Below are 16,836 nucleotides of genomic sequence, written 5' to 3'. Positions count from 1 at the left end.
CTTATCGGCGAACGCGGTCGAGCACGTCGTCCCGGAGCGAGACCATCCGATCCCGGGTGGGCGCCTCGACGTTGAGCCGCAGCAGCGGCTCCGTGTTGGAGGCGCGCAGGTTGAACCAGGCGCCATCGGGGAAACGCAGAGTGAGCCCGTCCATCTCGTCGGCGACCGCGTCGGGGTACGCGGCGCGCACCTCGGCGACCGCCGCCGCCTGGTCGGTCACCGTCGAGTTGATCTCACCGGAGGCGATGTACCGCTCGTACTCACCTGCCAACACGGACAGCGGCAGCGACTGCTCGCCAAGCGCGGCCAACGTGTGCATCGCCGCGAGCATCCCGGTGTCGGCGAACCAGAAGTCCCGGAAGTAGTAGTGCGCGGAGTGCTCGCCACCGAAGACGGCGTTGGTGCGGGCCATCTCGGCCTTGATGAACGAGTGCCCGACCCGGGCGACGACCGGCTGGCCGCCGTGCTCACTGATGATCTCCGCGACCGCGCTGGACGTGATCAGACCGTGAATGACGGTGGAACCCGGGTGCTTGGCCAACTCCCGGGCGGCGACCAGGGCGGTGATCGCCGACGGCGAGACCGGCTCGCCCCGCTCGTCCACCACGAAGCACCTGTCGGCGTCACCGTCGAAGGCCAACCCGATGTCGGCCCCGTGCTCGACAACCGCGCGCTGGAGGTCGACCAGGTTCGCCGGGTCCAGGGGGTTGGCCTCGTGGTTGGGGAAGCTGCCGTCCAACTCGAAGTAGAGCGGCACGATCTCCAGCGGCAGCGCCGACAGGGCCGCGTCGCCGAGCACCGTCGGAACGGTGAAGCCACCCATGCCGTTGCCCGCGTCGACGACCACCTTCAACGGTCGGATGCCCGAGAGGTCGACCAGCTTGCGCAGGTAGCCGGCGTAGTCGGGAAGCAGGTCACGCCGCTCGGCGGGTCGGGTCGGCGCGCCGGCCGGACGGGCGTCGCCCGAGTCGAGGAGGGCCTGGGCGCGCTCCCGGATCTCGGCCAGACCGCTCTCCTGGCCGATCGGGCGGGCGCCGGAACGACACATCTTGATGCCGTTGTACTGCGCCGGGTTGTGGCTGGCCGTGAACATCGCGCCGGGCAGGTCGAGCGAACCGGAGGCGTAGTAGAGCAGGTCGGTGGAGGCAAGACCGATCTCGATCACCGAGCGCCCCTCGGCGCGTACGCCAGCGGCGAAGGCTGCGGCCAGGCCGGGCGAGGTGGCCCGCATGTCGTAGCCGACGACGACCGCGTCGCCCGGCTCGTCGGTGGAGTTGAGCAGTTGGGTGAAGGCGGCACCAAGTGCCTCGGCGGCCCGTTCGTCCCACTGGTCCGGCACCGTCCCGCGAACGTCGTACGCCTTCACGATCTGGGACAGATCAGACACGTGTTCCACTCCTTGGCCGCAGGTTAGACACCGATCCTGAGCCTAACGGAGCGGCCGGGCCGTCCTCCGCTCAGCCGGGGAGCCGGGGAATGAACACGGTGTGGCTGCCGTCGGTGGGCGGTTCACCCGGTGACTGCCGACCGTCGGGCCGGCCCGGCATCGGCTGCGTCGCCTCCGGCGTGTCCGGCCGGGCACCGTAGACCCCGCCGGTGGCGGGACGCGGGGTCGGCACCGTACCCCGACCGGCGGCCGGCGGCTGCTGGCCGTACACCTGACCGGGGCGAGCGGGCGCGGCCGGCAACCCACCCCCGGCCCGGTAGGTGGTGCCGCCGGGGTTGCCCGGCAGGGCGCCCGGCTCGTCGTCGGACGGCTTGCGGTCCTGCCGCGAGCGACGGATCAGCAGCACGATGAGCAGGAGCCCGACCGCCACCAGCACGATGCCGAAGTACATCACCGGCGATCCCCCTCCGGAGGACTCGGCGGCGGTCGGCGTCGTGTTCGGCGCGCTGGACAGCGCCCCCTGCGCCGCCGGGTTCACCGCCTCGTCGACTGTCGCGACCTCGGTCGGGCTCGGGGTGGGCGACGGCGTCTTCGACCGCGACGGTGTCGGCGACGGCGTGACCCGCGCACCGGTCAGCCGAGCCGTGTCGGTGGCCCGACCCAACTGCTGGCCGGTGGCGCTGACTCCCGCGCCCGTGACGACGAGCCGGCCGCCCGGGGCGCCCGCGGCGAACGCCACCCGGTAACGCACGGTGATGCCCTTGCCCTTGCACAGGGTTGGCTTCGCCGGCGACGTCTGCGCGGTCGCCACGCTGCCAGCACCACCGCTGACGGCCACCGGGAACCAGCGCCCACCTGCGTTGACGTGGACCGTCACCTGGTTCGGCTGAAGACCGTCCAGGCGGAAACCCAGCGCGGTACGCAGCAGGACGCAGCCGTCGGTGCGCTTGCGCACCGCGACGTTCACGCCCTGAGCGGAACCACCGGCGGCGAAGCTGCTGGCCGCACCCACCCGGACCGAGTCCTCATCGGCCAGGGCCGGCGACGCACCGAGCATCACCAGGCCGCCCGCCAGACCGCAGACCGCCGCGAGCCGTGCCACGCGTCGACGCACTGTCATGATCACCTCGCCGTTCTCCCGGGTGGGGTCCGCGGGTCAGGCTACTACCGGCCCACCTACCCCATCGGCTATAGAGCGGCCCGGATGTGTGCGGCGTTACGGTTTACCAGCCACCCCACGACCTGCCGTCGACCTGACCGACCAGCCGATCCGTCGGCCTGTTCCACCAGTCAGCGGCTCGTCGCGGCCGCCCGGTCAGCCCTCGGCCTCGGCCCGCTCCGCCTCGGCGAGAGCGTCGCGGCAGAGCCGATCGGCGGTGCGGGTCGTCTCCGGCAGGCGAAAGCGCGGCGTCAGCGCGAGCACCTGCCCTGTCGCGTTCTCCAGGCTCATCCGGTGGCCGACGCTGACGAAGACCGGCTTCACCCCGTCCCGGGTACGCAGCACCCGACCGACGACCTCACCGCCGTCACGCAACGGCGACCAGGAACCCCGCTCGGCGGACGGTTGGACCCACGTCCCGACCAGCGGCGTCTTCCCCACCCCGATCGTGGGCAACCCGGTGACCACCCCGAGATGGCAGGCGAGCCCGAACCGGCGCGGATGGGCCAGCCCGTGCCCGTCGCAGACCAGCAGGTCCGGAACCGTGGTCAGCCGATCGAGCGCACCGAGCAGCGCGGGCACCTCCCGGAAGGCGAACAACCCCGGCACGTAGTCGAACGCCGGCCGCCCCACGTCGACCGCCGAGTCCACCACGGCCAACGTCCGAGCATCCAGGACCGTCACGGCCGCCGCCAGCAGGTCGCCACCCTCGGCGTACGCGACATCCAGGCCGGCCACCGTCGCGGGCACGCTCGGCCCCGGCCCGACCAGGTCCACGAGCGGCCGCAACTCCTCCTGTACGGCCACCGCCTCGGCAACACTGCCCGGCGCGCTCCCAGCACGCAGCACTTTCCATGATCCACTCGGGTTCACGGAAGTCGGGCCATCCGAAGCTTGCGGATGCCCCGACTTCAATGAACCCGAGACGATCACCCTCGGCTGCCGGCGGCGTCGTCGGTGTGGGCGTCGGCGTCGGCCCCTGCCCTGCCGTCCGGGCCACCACGGGCAGGGTCGCCGCCGGTCCGGCTCCTGACCGCACCCAGGCCGAGCGCGAAGGCGACACTGAGGGCGACACCGAAGGCCACGCCGCCCTTCGCCCCGAACACCGGAATGCCGATCGCCAGGCCGATCAGGAGGCCAACCGGCCAGGCCCAGAGAGTGGACCTGGCGCTGCGGGTATCGGATCTCTCCATGTGTCGATCTTATTCGGCCCCGCCAAGGCCGTAGCCGCCCCGACCGGCCGCCTCCTCGCCGAAGGCGATGCGCCGCGGCGCGTACGACAGTTGCACCTCCGACACGACGAAGGTCCGCTGGCGTAATCCACGAAGGAGCGCTTCTCTGCCGCTCGTACGCCGAATTACTGCTGACCGGCCGGCTGCGGACCCCCGGCGCCGGCACCGGGTGCGAACATGGCTCGAATGCCGCCCTCGTCCGGCAGCGCGCTTCCCCCGCTGACGGTCTCAGCCACTCTCTCGGCTATCGCCCGGTCAACGGTCTCGAAGCGGTCGACGTTCCTATCATCGTTGACAAAGCGCACGACCAGCGCCGGATCGAAGGCCCAGCGTCCGCTGCGGTGATCCCAAAGGATGGCGTTGCCCGTGCCTACGTCCATGACGAAGATTCCGGCCGGGCCTCCAAGCCTCTCGTCATTACGGTAGATCACGTAATACGTCAACAATTTCTTTCTCCAACTTGACGACGACATCCGCTGCTATCGGGAAGTCTGAGGAATTCAGACCCAGCTCATGCACCACCTGCGAGAAGCTGACACCCTGACGGTCAAGCCACGACCGATACTTCTGCCAAGCGTCTCCGTTCTTGCTCAGCCACTTGGCAAAGCTTGCGTCCTTGGTCGGGTACAGGTCCTCCAAGCCAGGCGGAACGGAGTCTGACATCCGGTACCCACGGTTCGCGGCAAGCATCCGCAGAAACGCGTGCGCATGCTCCTCCGGACGGCGGGAGACTCGGCGCAGGATCTCGTAGTCGTCGTGAGTCTGCATCCACACCTCGCGCGAGTCGCGCGTGTGAAGCTGCAGCTCGACGAGGAACCCATCGGGGGTGCGGAGGGTGCAGTTGAATCCATAGAACCTGTTGCCTGCCCGCCAGAAGTTCTTGAGGTCCGACTGCGGGACCGAGAAACCCGCTTCTTCGAGGCCCGCGAGAACTAATTGAACACCTCGCCGATAGCTCTCTCCCGGAGGCATCTCGAACAGGAACCGTAGGACGTCGTTCACCGTCTGCGTGAACTCGTCGACCCCGATGTTGAGACCGCGCGCCTCATCGACGAACTTTCGTGCTAAAGACCCAAGCCCCTTGACGCGAGAGGCGCGGTCTCGCAACCGCACCGGCTCTTGCAGACCCAAGGCCTCTGTCACGCTGCGCCCGATCTGAGTCAAAGTCTCTTCGACTCGATCGGCGACCGCAAGTGCGCGATGCCGAAGCTGCGTCAGCGCCGCTAACTCGCCGGCAGTAAGTTGCGCCAACTCACCGGCTGAATCACCCAACTCACTCGCCGCGATTGGATCGCTTCCCGGCCCGTCTGGCGACCGTGGAGCCGAGCCCGGCCCGTCCAGCAGCAGGTACATCCTGTTGATGTACGGGTCGCCGTGCCCGCCGTCGTCCTGCGTCGGAGGGTGGTCTGGCAGGTCGGGCCGTTCGCTGAACCGGCCCCGGGGCAGCCCGCCGAGCGGCATCGGTCGGCCGTCCCCGCTGAGCACCAGTGCGTCGATCCCGACCACGTCCGGGTAGAGCGGCCGGTCCCGGACCACGCCGTTCTGCGGGTCGACGTAGAGCACCGTGCCGTGCTGGTTGAGCGCCACCCAGGCGTGCGAACCACCGTGCGCCCACTCGGTGACCAGGAACGAGTAGCTGCCGTGGCCGCCCAGCAGCAGTTGGTCGTGCAGGTTGCGGTAGCCCCGGTCGGCGGCCTGCCGCGTGTGCGTGACGTCGATGGGTGGGCCCGACGCCGGGGCCAGGAGTTGCTGGAAGCGCCCGCCGGTCACGTCCTCGACCCGGCCGGGGCCGCCTGCCTCGCCACGGATGGGACGCCGGATGTCGCCGTCCAGGTAGCCGTCGAAGGTGCGTGGCGCCGACACGCGCGGCCGCCCGTGCACCCACGTCTCGAACAGCGACAGCGTGCAGTCCAGGCAGTTGATGCCGCGGGTGGAGTCGGCGGCGGGACCGCCGTCGTTGAGGAGCCCGAACCAGCCGCCCAGCCGCGGGTCGGCGGTGCGGGTGACGGTGCCGTCGGGATCGCGGGGCATCTGCCGTTCGACGTCGACCTGGTGCAGGGCGAGCGGTGGACGGAGTCCTCCCGGCTGGCCGTACGGCCGGGAGTCGTCGATCGGCGGCGGATCGTCGTCGCCGGTGAGCCTGGACGGGCCGGCGGTCTCGACCGCGCCGAGCGCGAGCGCGCCCACGTCCCGGTTGGCGTGCTCGAAGGTGGCGCTGATGTCCACGACCGACGGGGCCGTGGTGCCGGCCAGCACCGCGTCTGCCAGGTCACGCCACTCGGAGTACGCGCGAGACTCCTCGTTCGCGGCGCGCTGCCAGCCGTCGGCCCACTGCTGGTTGCCGGCTTGGTGCAGCTGTCGGGCGTAGCTGGCGTACTCGACGGCTCGGCGATCGTGCTCCACGGCCCGGGCGCGCAGTCGGGCGGCCTCGGTCTGCCGGCGGTTGGTCTCGAACCCGCGCCGCAGTGATTCGTAGTGGTCCTGGTAGCGCCGCCGCTCGGCGGCCTCCGCCGCTGCGGCCCACTGCGCCGCGTACGAGTCGTCGGTGTCGGGCTCGCGCACCGACGGGGCACCGAACGCTGCCACGTCGACGGGCATCGACGCCCTCCCCCGGGCCGGATGGTCCGGGGCTCGCACCGGTGCGGGCGTCCGCTGCGCCGGGATACGGGATGGCACGGCGAACCGACCCACAGCCGGCGGGGTGGCGGCGACCGGCGGCGGGCCGTTCGTGGTGACGGGGGCGCCGAGGGTGACAGGCGCCGGGCCAGGTGTGATCGTCGACGCGGAGGGGCCGGTCGTCGGGGACCAGGCGGTAGGACCGTAGGTGGTGGCGTGCGGCGAGCTGCCGGGGTGCGCCGGGGAGACGCCGGTGGCAGCCGGCCCACTGCTCGATTCCAGTGGGCCGGTCACGGGCGCGCCCACCGACGATAGCCGCGGATCGGCACCCAACCCCGACGTGGCCGGACCGCCAGCCAACCCGGACGAGGCCGGACCGCCAGCCAACCCGGACGTGGTTGGGTCGGCAGCCAACCCGGACGTGGTTGGGTCGGCAGCCAACCCTGACGTGGTTGGTGCGGCCGGTGCTGCCGGGAGCGTGGGGTCGGCGGTTAGCGGGGGCGCTGCGCCGAACTGCCGGTCCGTCGACGGTGTCGCCTCGGCCGAACGCCCCAGAGCGTCCACGTCGGACGCCACACCGACCAGTGCCGGTGACGAGGTGGGCGGATCGGTGGTGACAGCAGTCGCCGAACCGACCTCCGATTGTTGCCCGATGACCGGGGGCGTCGGCGCGGCAAGCTGGTTCGACGAGGCGGCAACGGCGTCCGTCGGGACCCCAGCAGACGCAACCGGACCGCCAGAAGCCCCGCCACTGACCGCCCCGGCGGACGCACCCGCCGCCGCAGAGGGGACCGCTCCCGCAGACGCCGCACCCAGGGCGGGAGATGCCCCGGCATCCCCCGCGACCGGCAGCACGGACGGCAGGGAGGGACCTGCGAACGATGCCCCGGCGAGCGCGTTGGCCTGCGCGTCGAGCCGGGCGCGTAGCGCGTGATCGGTCTGGCCGGTCGCCGAACCGGTGGCCCCGGACGCGGCGGCGCGGGCCACGTCCTCCATCGAGGTCAGGCCCTGACCGGTGGCCAGGCTCGCCGCGCTCTCGGCGAGCACCTCGCCGGTCATTTCCCGCCCCAGGTGCTCACCGACCTTCGCGGCCCGCCCGGTCGCGTGCCGGCCCAGACCGGCAATCGGCGCCACCGCGCCGCCGGCCAGCCCACCGACCGCCGATGCGCCGAGATCGGTCAGGTCCAGGCCGTGTGCCCGCCCGGTGGAGTTCTGGTACGCCTGGGTGGCCAGGGTGACCCCGGCCTCCTCGGTGGCTTCCTCCAGCCCTTCCCGGGCGGCCCGCTTGGCGAACCCGCGCGCGCCCCCGCGGGCGACCTCCTTGGCGGCCCGTTCGCCGGCCTCCTTGAGCCCGTGTCTGAGGGATTTGCTCGCCAGTTGGCCCATCAGCCGCTTGAAGATCTGTTGAACCAGCAACCGCGTCGCGGTGATCGCCGCGCCAGCGGCCGGGGTGGCGGCACCGGCGGTCAGCACGGCCGCCACCGCCACGGTGAGCAGCTCGATGACGAGGATGCCCAGCTCGATCCAGACTTCCAGCTTGGCGCCCTCGATGTCGCAACCGCACTCCTCGACCAGTCGGCCCAGGTCGGCTGTGACCGCGAGCAACACGGGAAGCGGGGCGTCGGCACCCTCGGCGATCCCCCGCCAGGCCGCCTCGAACGCCGCGTCGACAACCCCGACGCCGCCGTACCCGCTGTGCACCTCGACGGCGGCCGCGGCCGCGTCGGCGTGCGGCCCGGCGAGCACCGAGGCGACTGCGTACCACTTGTCGGCGACGTCCCAGACGGCCCGCTCGTTGCCCTCCGGCCACTGCACGCCGACCACCCAGTCGAGGGCCTCGTAGATCCAGCCGGGCACGTCCCACGGAGCGTGGTCCAGGGGGTGCGGGATGGGACTTGGCAGCACGCTCATCGCCGACCGCCAACCGTCAACGCCGGTCGGCGGCCCGACCGACCCGGGCGGCACTGGCCCCGTCGGTCTGCACGCTCGCGTCGACCGCCTCGACCACGTCGCCGCCCAGCTCGGTGAGGCGGTGCCCGACGCCGGCCCAGGCCCGCAGCACGGTCTGCTCGAAGCCACGGTAGTTGCGCTCGAAGGCGGCACCGATGTCGTCGCGACCCCAGGGCCGGGCACCGCTGGCGGCCTCGATCGCACCGCCCTCCGACGCACGCCGGGCCGTCACCGCCTCACCGGCGAGGGCCAGGTCGGCACCACCCCGACGGGCCCGGGACGGATCAAGCCAGAGCTGCCCGTCGGTCATGCCGTCGCCTCACCCTTGCCGAGGACGGCGTCGGCCCGACCGAGCAGCGCCGCGTAGTCGCCGGTCTTGAGGAAGTCCGTCGCTCCGGAGCCGGCCGGCATGCTCTCGGCGACGAGGTCGCGGGTGGCGTCGGCGGCTGCGGTCGCGGCGACCCGGATCGTTTCGGTGATCTTTCGGCCGAGCGCGCCCGCGTCCCGGTCCCGGTAGACGGCCGGCGTCAGCACGACCTCGATCAGCTGGCCCTGCGCGCCAACGGTCGCCGTCACCTGCCCGTCGGCCGACCGGCGGGTCACCCGCAGCGCGGCGAGCCGCGCCTGGAGAGTGTCCAAACCGGACCTGAGCTGCCGGTATTGCCCATAGACGTCGTCGAATCGGGCCCGTAGCTCACGATTGACGCCCCGGTCGGCCTGTTCGTCCACCGCCGCCCCTCCCGTCACCGTCGGTAGACCGAAACGATACCGGCTGCCATCGATCTGTGTAGTCCGGTAGTTTCAATGTGTGATCGACCGTCAACAGGCCGAGCAGCTCGCCGCCACCTGGGCCCGCCGTGACTCGCAACGCCTCGGCCACGAGTGCACGGCGATGGTCGACGAGTTCGACCTGGGTTACGTCATCACGTCCGTGGTGCCCACCGAGGTGAAGACGGTCCCGGGTGACCTGCCGACGAGCGTCATCGACAAGCAGACCGGCACCGTCACCACCTGGCCCCGGGTGCCGAGCAGCGTGGTCGCGGAGCTGTACCGCCGCAGCCGACCCGCCGGGCCGACCGCTCCCCGCACTGTCGATCCGTCGAGCCTGCTGGCCCGGGAGATCCACCGGGGTGCCACCCCGAACACCGCCGCGCACCTGACCATCGAGGGTCGGATCTGGACGGCCCAGGGCACGAAGGCCGACGTGCCGCTCAACCACCACCCGCTGGTGCGCGACTATCTGCACCGTCTGCCGCCCGGCGAGCTGGTTCGCGGCGGGGAGGCTCACGCCGAGCTGATCGTCGTCTCCGACGTCCTGCACGAGTACGACCACCGCCGCGCCGCCGAGGGCATCGCGCCGATGGGTCGGGCCGAGGCAGCCGCGCTGCTGGAGGGCGCCCGCTTCGAGATCTTCCGAGTCCGGGAGCCGGGTGATCCCGCTGGTGGGCCGGCCAAGCTGCCCTGCGACTCGTGCATCGACTTCCTCGTGCGGGCGAACGTCCTGTCGGAGGCGGCCCGCGCCTACACCGAGACCTGGACCGCTCCGGAGGCACCCGACCCCGATCCGGGGCGCTTCCCGGCGGAGGTCGCGAACGCGCTGGTCGCCGCCGGGTGGCGACCACACATCGGGGACCAGCTCATGGCCGCCGCCGCCGTCCGCGACGTCACGTCGGTGCCGGGGCGCAACCACCAGCACGAGGTCTTCCCCGCCGCCGTCGAGGCGCTCACCGCGTTCCCCAGTCTGGTCGGCGCGCGGCGTGGCCGGGGCGAGCAGGTGTGGATCTCCCGTTTCGACATCCGCCCGCACACCGTCGCCCACACCGCCGACACCCTCGCGGACTTCGGCGCGGTGCTCGGCGTACGCCTCTTTCCGATCGGCACCGAGCAGCAGGACAGCATCCTGGCGGTGGACGAGCGCGGGCGGGTCTTCGCGCTCGACCAGGCCGGTGAGTGGTTCCTCGGCGACACCCTCGACGCCGCGCTCACCACTCTGCTGCTCGGCCGCGCGCCGGCCCGGGTCCGCGACGACGGCACCTGGTCGGCCGACTAGGGCGCGAGGCCGGTCAACGGAAACAGTCGCGATGGCCCTTGTCTGCCGCGAATTCGGTAGCGAAGATGGCAGAGAGATTGCGATAACCGCCGCAGAACCGCACCCTCAGCCCCCTTCGGAGTGATCCCGTCATGAGTGATCAGCAGCAACTGCGCAACTTCGTCAACGGCTCCTACGTCGACCCGGCCGACGGCGGCTACGCCGACCTGCTCGACCCCTGCACCGGCGAGGTGTTCGCCCAGGCCCCGGTCTCAGGTGCCGTCGACGTGGACGCGGCGATGAACGCCGCCGCCACCGCGTTCGAGAGCTGGCGGGAGACGACCCCGGCCGAGCGGCAGCGGGCCCTGCTCAAGCTCGCCGACGCCGTGGAGGCACGGGCCGCCGAGCTGGTCGACGCCGAGGTACGCAACACCGGCAAGCCCCGGCAGCTCACCGCCGAGGAGGAGCTTCCCCCCGCGGTGGACCAGTTCCGGTTCTTCGCCGGCGCGGCCCGGATGCTGGAGGGGCGGTCGGCCGGGGAGTACCTGGCCGGGCACACCTCCTACGTGCGGCGCGAGCCGATCGGCGTGTGCGCGCAGGTCACCCCGTGGAACTACCCGCTGATGATGGCGGTCTGGAAGATCGCCCCCGCGCTCGCCGCAGGCAACACCGTGGTGCTGAAGCCGTCCGACACCACGCCGGTGTCGACGCTGCTGCTCGCCGAGATCGCCGCCGAGTTCTTTCCGCCCGGGGTGTTCAACGTGGTCTGCGGCGACCGGGACACCGGTCGTATCCTCGTGTCGCACCCGACCCCGCAGCTTGTGTCGATCACCGGCTCGACCCGCGCGGGCATGGAGGTGGCCGCCGCGGCGGCCCCCGACCTGAAGCGGACCCACCTGGAGTTGGGCGGCAAGGCCCCGGTGGTGGTCTTCGACGACGCGGACGTGGCGGCGGCGGCCGAGGCCATCGCGATGGGTGGCTACTTCAACGCCGGGCAGGACTGCACGGCGGCCACCCGGGTGCTTGCCGGGCCGGGCGTGCACGACGACTTCGTGGCGGCGCTCACCGAGCAGGCCCGCACCACGAAGACCGGCGCCCCGGACGACGCGGACGTGCTCTACGGTCCACTGAACAACGCCAACCAGCTCACCCGGGTCAGCGGTTTCGTGGACCGACTGCCGGACCACGCGGCGATCCAGACCGGCGGGTCCCGGCAGGGCGAACGCGGCTACTTCTACGCCCCGACCGTGGTGTCCGGGTTGCGCCAGGCCGACGAGATCATCCAGGACGAGGTGTTCGGGCCGGTCATCACCGTGCAACGGTTCACCGACGAGGACGAGGCGGTGCGCTGGGCCAACGGCGTCGACTACGGCCTGTCCGCGTCGGTGTGGACGCGGGACCACGGCCGGGCCATGCGGATGACCCGGCGACTGGACTTCGGCTGCGTCTGGGTCAACACGCACATCCCGTTCGTCTCCGAGATGCCGCACGGTGGCTTCAAGCACTCCGGGCACGGCAAGGACCTCTCGGTGTACAGCCTGGAGGACTACACCAGGGTCAAGCACGTGATGCACAACATCGAGGGCTGAACCATGCCGACGAACGACGAGCTGCACAAACGGCGTGGCGACGCGGTGGCCCGGGGGGTCGGGAGCGTCATCGCGTCCTACGTGGACAAGGCGTCGGGCGGAACGATCACCGACGTCGACGGCCGGGAGTGGATCGACTTCGCGGCCGGCATCGCCGTGACGAGCGTCGGCAACTCCGCACCGGCCGTGGTCGAGGCGGTGCGGGAGCAGGTCGAGCGGTTCACCCACACCTGCTTCATGGTCGCCCCGTACGAGTCGTACGTGGCGGTGTGCGAGCAGCTCAACGCGCTGACCCCGGGCACGTTCGAGAAGCGTTCGGCGCTGTTCAACTCCGGTGCGGAGGCGGTGGAGAACGCGGTGAAGGTCGCCCGCCACGCCACCGGACGGCCGGCGGTCGTGGTGTTCGACCACGCGTACCACGGCCGGACCAACCTGACCATGGCGTTGACCGCGAAGAACATGCCGTACAAGCACCGGTTCGGGCCGTTCGCCGGGGAGATCTACCGGGTGCCGATGTCGTACCCGCTGCGCGACGGCGGGCTCTCCGGGGCGGAGGCGGCGACGCGGGCGATCGAGCTGGTGGAGAAGCAGGTCGGCGCGGAGAACGTCGCCGCGCTGCTGATCGAGCCGATCCAGGGTGAGGGCGGTTTCGTCGTACCCGCGCCGGGTTTTCTGCCCGCGCTGCGGGCCTGGGCGACGGCGGCCGGGGTGGTCTTCGTCGCCGACGAGATCCAGACCGGTTTCTGCCGCACCGGTGACTGGTTCGCCTGTCAGCACGAGGGCGTCGAACCGGACCTGACGACCCTGGCCAAGGGCATCGCCGGTGGCCTGCCGCTGGCGGCGGTGACCGGCCGGGCCGAGCTGATGGACGCGGTGCACGTCGGCGGCCTGGGCGGCACGTACGGCGGCAACCCGATCGCCTGCGCCGCCGCGCTGGCCACCATCGGGACCATGCACGAGCTGGACCTGGCCGGCGCGGCCCGACGGATCGAGTCGGTGCTGGTCCCCCGGCTACGGGCCATCGCCGAGCGGGACCCCCGGGTCGCCGAGGTACGCGGCCGGGGCGCGATGCTCGCCGTCGAGCTGGTCCAGCCGGGCACGCTCACCCCCGACCCGCTCGCCACCGCGGCGGTCTCGGCGGCCTGTCACGCCGCCGGCCTGCTCACCCTGACCTGCGGCACGTACGGCAACGTGCTGCGCCTCCTGCCCCCGCTGGTGATCCCCGACGCCCAGCTCACCCAGGGCGCCGACATCCTCGACGCCGCCTTCGGCTGAGCGGGGGTGGGGGCCCGGTGCACGGCCCCCCACCCCCACGTCAGCGCAGCACCTCGACCGTGTTGCGCCGCACCAGGTTCTTGCCCGGCTCACGGATCTGCTCCATGGCGGCGGCGTTGAGCAGTACGCAGCTACCCGACGGGCCGGTCACCGTCACCGTGGTCGCCTTGTTGTTGTCCAGGTTCGTCACCCGCAGCCGGGTGCCCACCGGGAACTGCCCGCTGGTCGCCGCCGGCCCGGCCGCCTCCTCGAAGAAGGTGATCGCCCCGGAGCACGCCGACCGGGGAGCCGGTCCGGAGGCGGGCGGCGACGCGGCGCCGGGACGGACCGTGCCGGGTGCCGGTGCGGCGGCCGGCGGCGCGGCGCCATCGACGCGCTCGACCACGTTTCGGCGGATCACGTTCTTGCCCGGCTCCCGCACCAACTCCATGGCCGCCGCGTTGAGCAGCACGCAACTGCCCGACGGGCCGGTCACCGTCACCGTGGCCGCCTTGTTGTTGTCCAGGTTCGTCACCCGCAGCCGGGTGCCCACCGGGAACCGGTCACTCGTCGCCGCCGGCGCCCCGCCCTCCGCCGAGAAGGTGACCGAGCCGGAGCAGACCGACGACCGCGCGGGGGACGTGTCGGCGAAACCGAAGCTGGTCCCCACCGCCACGCCCACAGCGGCGACCACCGCCACGCCAGCCGCCAGTACGTGCCTGCGCTGCACCCTCATCGCCGTCACTCCCGTCCTTGGTGATCACGTCGCCTCCTGGTACGGGCGGGAGGGGCCTACCGTTCAGCCGACACCGGCACCGATCGCGTGGCGGCCAGGTCGACAGGCCCGTAGCGGGTGCGCGGCGCCCCGGTGATCAGCGCCCAGTAACGGTCGCCGTACGACCAGTGCCACCACTCGGTCGGGTAGTTCACCATCCCCGCCCCGCCCAGGGCGTCGACCATGATCTGCCGGTGGCGGCGGGCCGCACCGCCGATCGTCGGCGCGTCGGTGAAGCAGGCGTCGGCGCTGTCCTCCGGGGTGGCGTCGATGACCGTGCCCAGATCCAGCTCCATCCCATCGTCGGTGCAGAGCGTCAGGTCCACCGCGCCGCCCGTGCTGTGTGGGGCCACCTCGACAGGGGAGACGAACTTGGTGGTCTCCACGTGCAGCCGCTGCGGCGACCAGTCCGGGTGCCGTCGACGCAGCTCGTCCCGGTAGCCGGTGAAGATCGCCAACTGGGCCCGGTACGGCCGGTAGCCCTCGACGACCAGCAGGCGCAACCCACCCGGCAGGGCACGCTGCGCGGCCAGCAGACGGCCCACGACACCGACCCGCAGTCGGGCGTACGCCCCGGCCGGGTCGGCCGCCCGGCCGTCCAACCGCAGCTCCGGCACCTCACGCAGGTCCACGAACTCCTCGCCGTCGTCGGCGCTGGGCACGGCCGCCACCCGCGGGTCGGAGAGCAGGATCATCGGACGCTCCCCACCGTGCCCGTGGGCCGTTCCGCGTGCCGCACCCGGGCCAGCTCGACGAGTCGGTCCACCACCTCCCGGTAGCTGACACCGACAGCGGCCCACACCTTCGGGTACATCGAGTGCGCGGTGAAGCCGGGCATCGTGTTCAGCTCGTTGACGTACAGCTCACCGGACGTCTCGTCGTAGAAGAAGTCGACCCGGGCCAGACCCCAACCGCCGATCGCGGCGAACGCGCGCAGCGACAGCTCGCGGACCCGCTCGGTCACCTCGTCCGGCAGCACGGCGGGGACGATCATCGGGTCGGCATCGCCGAAGTACTTCTGCTGGTAGTCGAACCAGCCGCCGGTGACCCGCACCTCGCCCACCGCCGACGCCTCGGGACGCCAACCACCGAGCACCGCGCACTCCAGCTCCCGGCCGGCGACCCCCTGCTCGACAATGACGAGTTGGTCGTGGCGGAGCGCCTCCTCGACGGCGGCGGCCAGGTCGTCACCCTCGCCGACCCGGGAGATGCCGATCGACGAACCCATGCTGGCCGGCTTGACGAACAGTGGGCGGGTCAACCCGGTCACCAGCTTCTCCGGGTCGTCGACCGCCCGGTAGGTCTGCGCGTCGAACGCCACGTACGGGCTGACCGGGATGCCCTCGGCGCGCAGCGCCCGCTTCATCGCCACCTTGTTCATGCCCACCGCCGAGGCGAGGATGCCGCACCCCACGTACGGCACGTTCAGCGACTCCAGCAGCCCCTGCACCACACCGTCCTCGCCGTACGGGCCGTGCAGCACCGGGAAGACCACGTCCAGCTCGGCGTGGACCGCGCCGGGGGCGTTGCCGGCGAACACCTGCACGACGCCGGGACGCGGACCGGCCCGCAGCTCGACGGCGGGCCCGGTCACCACCAACTGGTCGTCGATGGCCCGCTCGCCGGCCGGCCGGTCGCGCAGCTCGGCCAGCAGCGCGTCGGGCATCAGCCGGAACCCGCCGCTGCGGGTGACACCGATGGCGACCGTGCGGTAGCCGCCGCCGGCGAGCGCCCGGGCCACCCCGAGCGCGGAGGCACCGGACACCTCGTGCTCCGCCGACGGGCCACCGAACAGGATTCCGATCCGAACTGGCGCGCTCACGCCGCCACCCCTTCCCCAGTCGTCAGGTCGGCGGGCCGCTGGGCCAGCAACCGGGCCACAAGCGCCGCCTCCACGTTCCCGCCGGTCAGCACCACGCCGACCGTCCGCTGCCGATCTCGCTGCCGCGGCAGCCGCAGGGCACCGGCCAGACCCGCCGCCCCGGACGGCTCGGCGACCACCCTGAGTTCCGTCAGGATCAGCCGGAACGCCTCCGCTATCTCGTCGTCGTCGACCCGGACGACACCACGCAGGGTGTCCCGCACGATGGCGAACGGCAGCTCACCCACGCAGGACGGCCGCAGCCCGTCCGCGATCGTGGGCGCCGGCGCGACCGGCACCCGAACACCGGCCGCCAGGCTGCGGGCGAGCGAGTCACAGCCCACCGGCTCCACGCCGTACACCTCGATGCCGGAACCGGCGGCGGCCAGGCACGCGCCGGCCACCCCGCCACCACCACCGACGGGTACGACAAGCACGTCCAGCGGCGTCCCCGCGCGCTCGGCGTCCTCGATCAGTTCCAGGCTCGCGGTGCCCTGCCCGGCGACCACGTCCGGGTGGTCGTAGGCGTCGACGACGGGGTGGCCGCTCTCGTCGCTGAGGCCGTCGGCCACCGCCACCCGCTCCTCGACGCCGGTGCCGGCGAACACCACCCGCGCACCGGCCGCCCGCGCCCGGTCGACCTTCGTCGGTGCCGCGTCGACCGGCAGCACCACCGTCGCCGCGAGCCCGTGCTGCCGGGCCGCCAACGCCACGGCCACCGCGTGGTTGCCGGTGCTCTGCGCGATCACCCCGGTGTGGCCGGCGGCGGCGAGGCGGCCGACCGCGCGCAACGCGCCCCGCATCTTGTACGAGCCGCCGTTCTGGAGGTTCTCCGCCTTCAGCAGGACCCGCGCCCCGGCAAGGTCGTCGATCACCGGGGATCGCAGCACGGGGGTACGGACCACCCGGCCGGCGAGCCAGCGGCTGGCCTCCTCGACATCGACCCGAACCTGGCCAAGGGTGCGTGACATCGTTTCTCCTTCT

The 16,836-nt window shown here is 72.2% G+C and carries 15 protein-coding genes; 3 read left to right on the top strand and 12 right to left on the bottom strand.

What is annotated here, in order from left to right; all coding sequences use genetic code 11:
• Position 1: 1 nt before the first annotated feature.
• The 8 genes from AB0C15_RS18365 to AB0C15_RS18330 all read right to left on the bottom strand — a co-directional run bounded on the left by AB0C15_RS18365 (position 2) and on the right by AB0C15_RS18330 (position 9,073).
• Positions 2 to 1,387, bottom strand: coding sequence for a phosphomannomutase/phosphoglucomutase (locus AB0C15_RS18365; protein WP_357353362.1), 1,386 nt, complete (start codon positions 1,385 to 1,387; stop codon positions 2 to 4).
• 70 nt (positions 1,388 to 1,457) lie between these two features.
• Complete coding sequence (locus tag AB0C15_RS18360) at positions 1,458 to 2,507, bottom strand: hypothetical protein (protein ID WP_357353360.1); 1,050 nt, start codon at positions 2,505 to 2,507, stop codon at positions 1,458 to 1,460.
• A gap of 195 nt (positions 2,508 to 2,702) precedes the next feature.
• Positions 2,703 to 3,395, bottom strand: a complete 693-nt coding sequence (locus tag AB0C15_RS18355) for an endonuclease V (RefSeq protein WP_357353358.1) — start codon at positions 3,393 to 3,395, stop codon at positions 2,703 to 2,705.
• Positions 3,396 to 3,475: 80 nt separating this feature from the next.
• Entirely contained in the window at positions 3,476 to 3,739 is a 264-nt protein-coding gene (locus AB0C15_RS18350) for a hypothetical protein (RefSeq protein WP_357353356.1), read from the bottom strand.
• Between the two features lie 164 nt (positions 3,740 to 3,903).
• Entirely contained in the window at positions 3,904 to 4,221 is a 318-nt protein-coding gene (locus AB0C15_RS18345) for a hypothetical protein (protein ID WP_357353354.1), read from the bottom strand.
• On the bottom strand, positions 4,196 to 8,305 hold the full coding sequence (locus tag AB0C15_RS18340) for a toxin glutamine deamidase domain-containing protein (RefSeq protein WP_357353352.1): 4,110 nt from the start codon (positions 8,303 to 8,305) through the stop codon (positions 4,196 to 4,198). The genes AB0C15_RS18345 and AB0C15_RS18340 overlap by 26 nt, the downstream gene beginning before the upstream one ends.
• A gap of 16 nt (positions 8,306 to 8,321) precedes the next feature.
• Positions 8,322 to 8,654 (bottom strand): hypothetical protein, encoded by a 333-nt coding sequence (locus tag AB0C15_RS18335; RefSeq protein ID WP_357353350.1) that lies wholly within the window; start codon positions 8,652 to 8,654, stop codon positions 8,322 to 8,324.
• Positions 8,651 to 9,073, bottom strand: a complete 423-nt coding sequence (locus AB0C15_RS18330; protein ID WP_357353348.1) for a YbaB/EbfC family nucleoid-associated protein — start codon at positions 9,071 to 9,073, stop codon at positions 8,651 to 8,653. The genes AB0C15_RS18335 and AB0C15_RS18330 overlap by 4 nt, the downstream gene beginning before the upstream one ends.
• 79 nt (positions 9,074 to 9,152) lie before the next feature.
• Here AB0C15_RS18330 and AB0C15_RS18325 point away from each other — a divergent pair, with 79 nt between their 5' ends.
• From AB0C15_RS18325 to gabT, 3 genes are all read left to right on the top strand, one after another.
• Entirely contained in the window at positions 9,153 to 10,394 is a 1,242-nt protein-coding gene (locus AB0C15_RS18325; RefSeq protein ID WP_357353346.1) for an SUKH-3 domain-containing protein, read from the top strand.
• Between the two features lie 131 nt (positions 10,395 to 10,525).
• Positions 10,526 to 11,962 (top strand): gamma-aminobutyraldehyde dehydrogenase, encoded by a 1,437-nt coding sequence (locus AB0C15_RS18320; RefSeq protein ID WP_357353344.1) that lies wholly within the window; start codon positions 10,526 to 10,528, stop codon positions 11,960 to 11,962.
• Positions 11,963 to 11,965: 3 nt separating this feature from the next.
• Complete coding sequence (gene gabT, locus AB0C15_RS18315) at positions 11,966 to 13,237, top strand: 4-aminobutyrate--2-oxoglutarate transaminase (RefSeq protein WP_357353342.1); 1,272 nt, start codon at positions 11,966 to 11,968, stop codon at positions 13,235 to 13,237.
• Between the two features lie 40 nt (positions 13,238 to 13,277).
• On the opposite strand, the gene AB0C15_RS18310 is transcribed toward gabT, so the two are convergent.
• The 4 genes from AB0C15_RS18310 to AB0C15_RS18295 are packed head-to-tail and all read right to left on the bottom strand — an operon-like array spanning position 13,278 to position 16,823.
• Positions 13,278 to 13,952, bottom strand: coding sequence for a hypothetical protein (locus AB0C15_RS18310; RefSeq protein ID WP_357353622.1), 675 nt, complete (start codon positions 13,950 to 13,952; stop codon positions 13,278 to 13,280).
• Between the two features lie 56 nt (positions 13,953 to 14,008).
• Entirely contained in the window at positions 14,009 to 14,686 is a 678-nt protein-coding gene (locus tag AB0C15_RS18305) for a M15 family metallopeptidase (RefSeq protein ID WP_357353340.1), read from the bottom strand.
• A complete protein-coding gene (locus AB0C15_RS18300; RefSeq protein ID WP_357353338.1) occupies positions 14,683 to 15,813 on the bottom strand; it encodes a D-alanine--D-alanine ligase family protein in 1,131 nt (376 codons plus the stop codon). Before AB0C15_RS18300 ends, AB0C15_RS18305 begins: the two co-directional genes overlap by 4 nt.
• Positions 15,810 to 16,823: a pyridoxal-phosphate dependent enzyme gene (locus tag AB0C15_RS18295; RefSeq protein ID WP_357353336.1), complete on the bottom strand. Its 1,014-nt coding sequence runs from the start codon at positions 16,821 to 16,823 to the stop codon at positions 15,810 to 15,812. The genes AB0C15_RS18300 and AB0C15_RS18295 overlap by 4 nt, the downstream gene beginning before the upstream one ends.
• Between the last annotated feature and the right edge of the window lie 13 nt (positions 16,824 to 16,836).

This window comes from Micromonospora sp. NPDC048835, assembly GCF_040649995.1.
Lineage (GTDB): Bacteria > Actinomycetota > Actinomycetes > Mycobacteriales > Micromonosporaceae > Micromonospora.
Note: the sequence above shows the minus strand (reverse complement) of the source record. Positions and strands in the feature narration are given on the sequence as shown.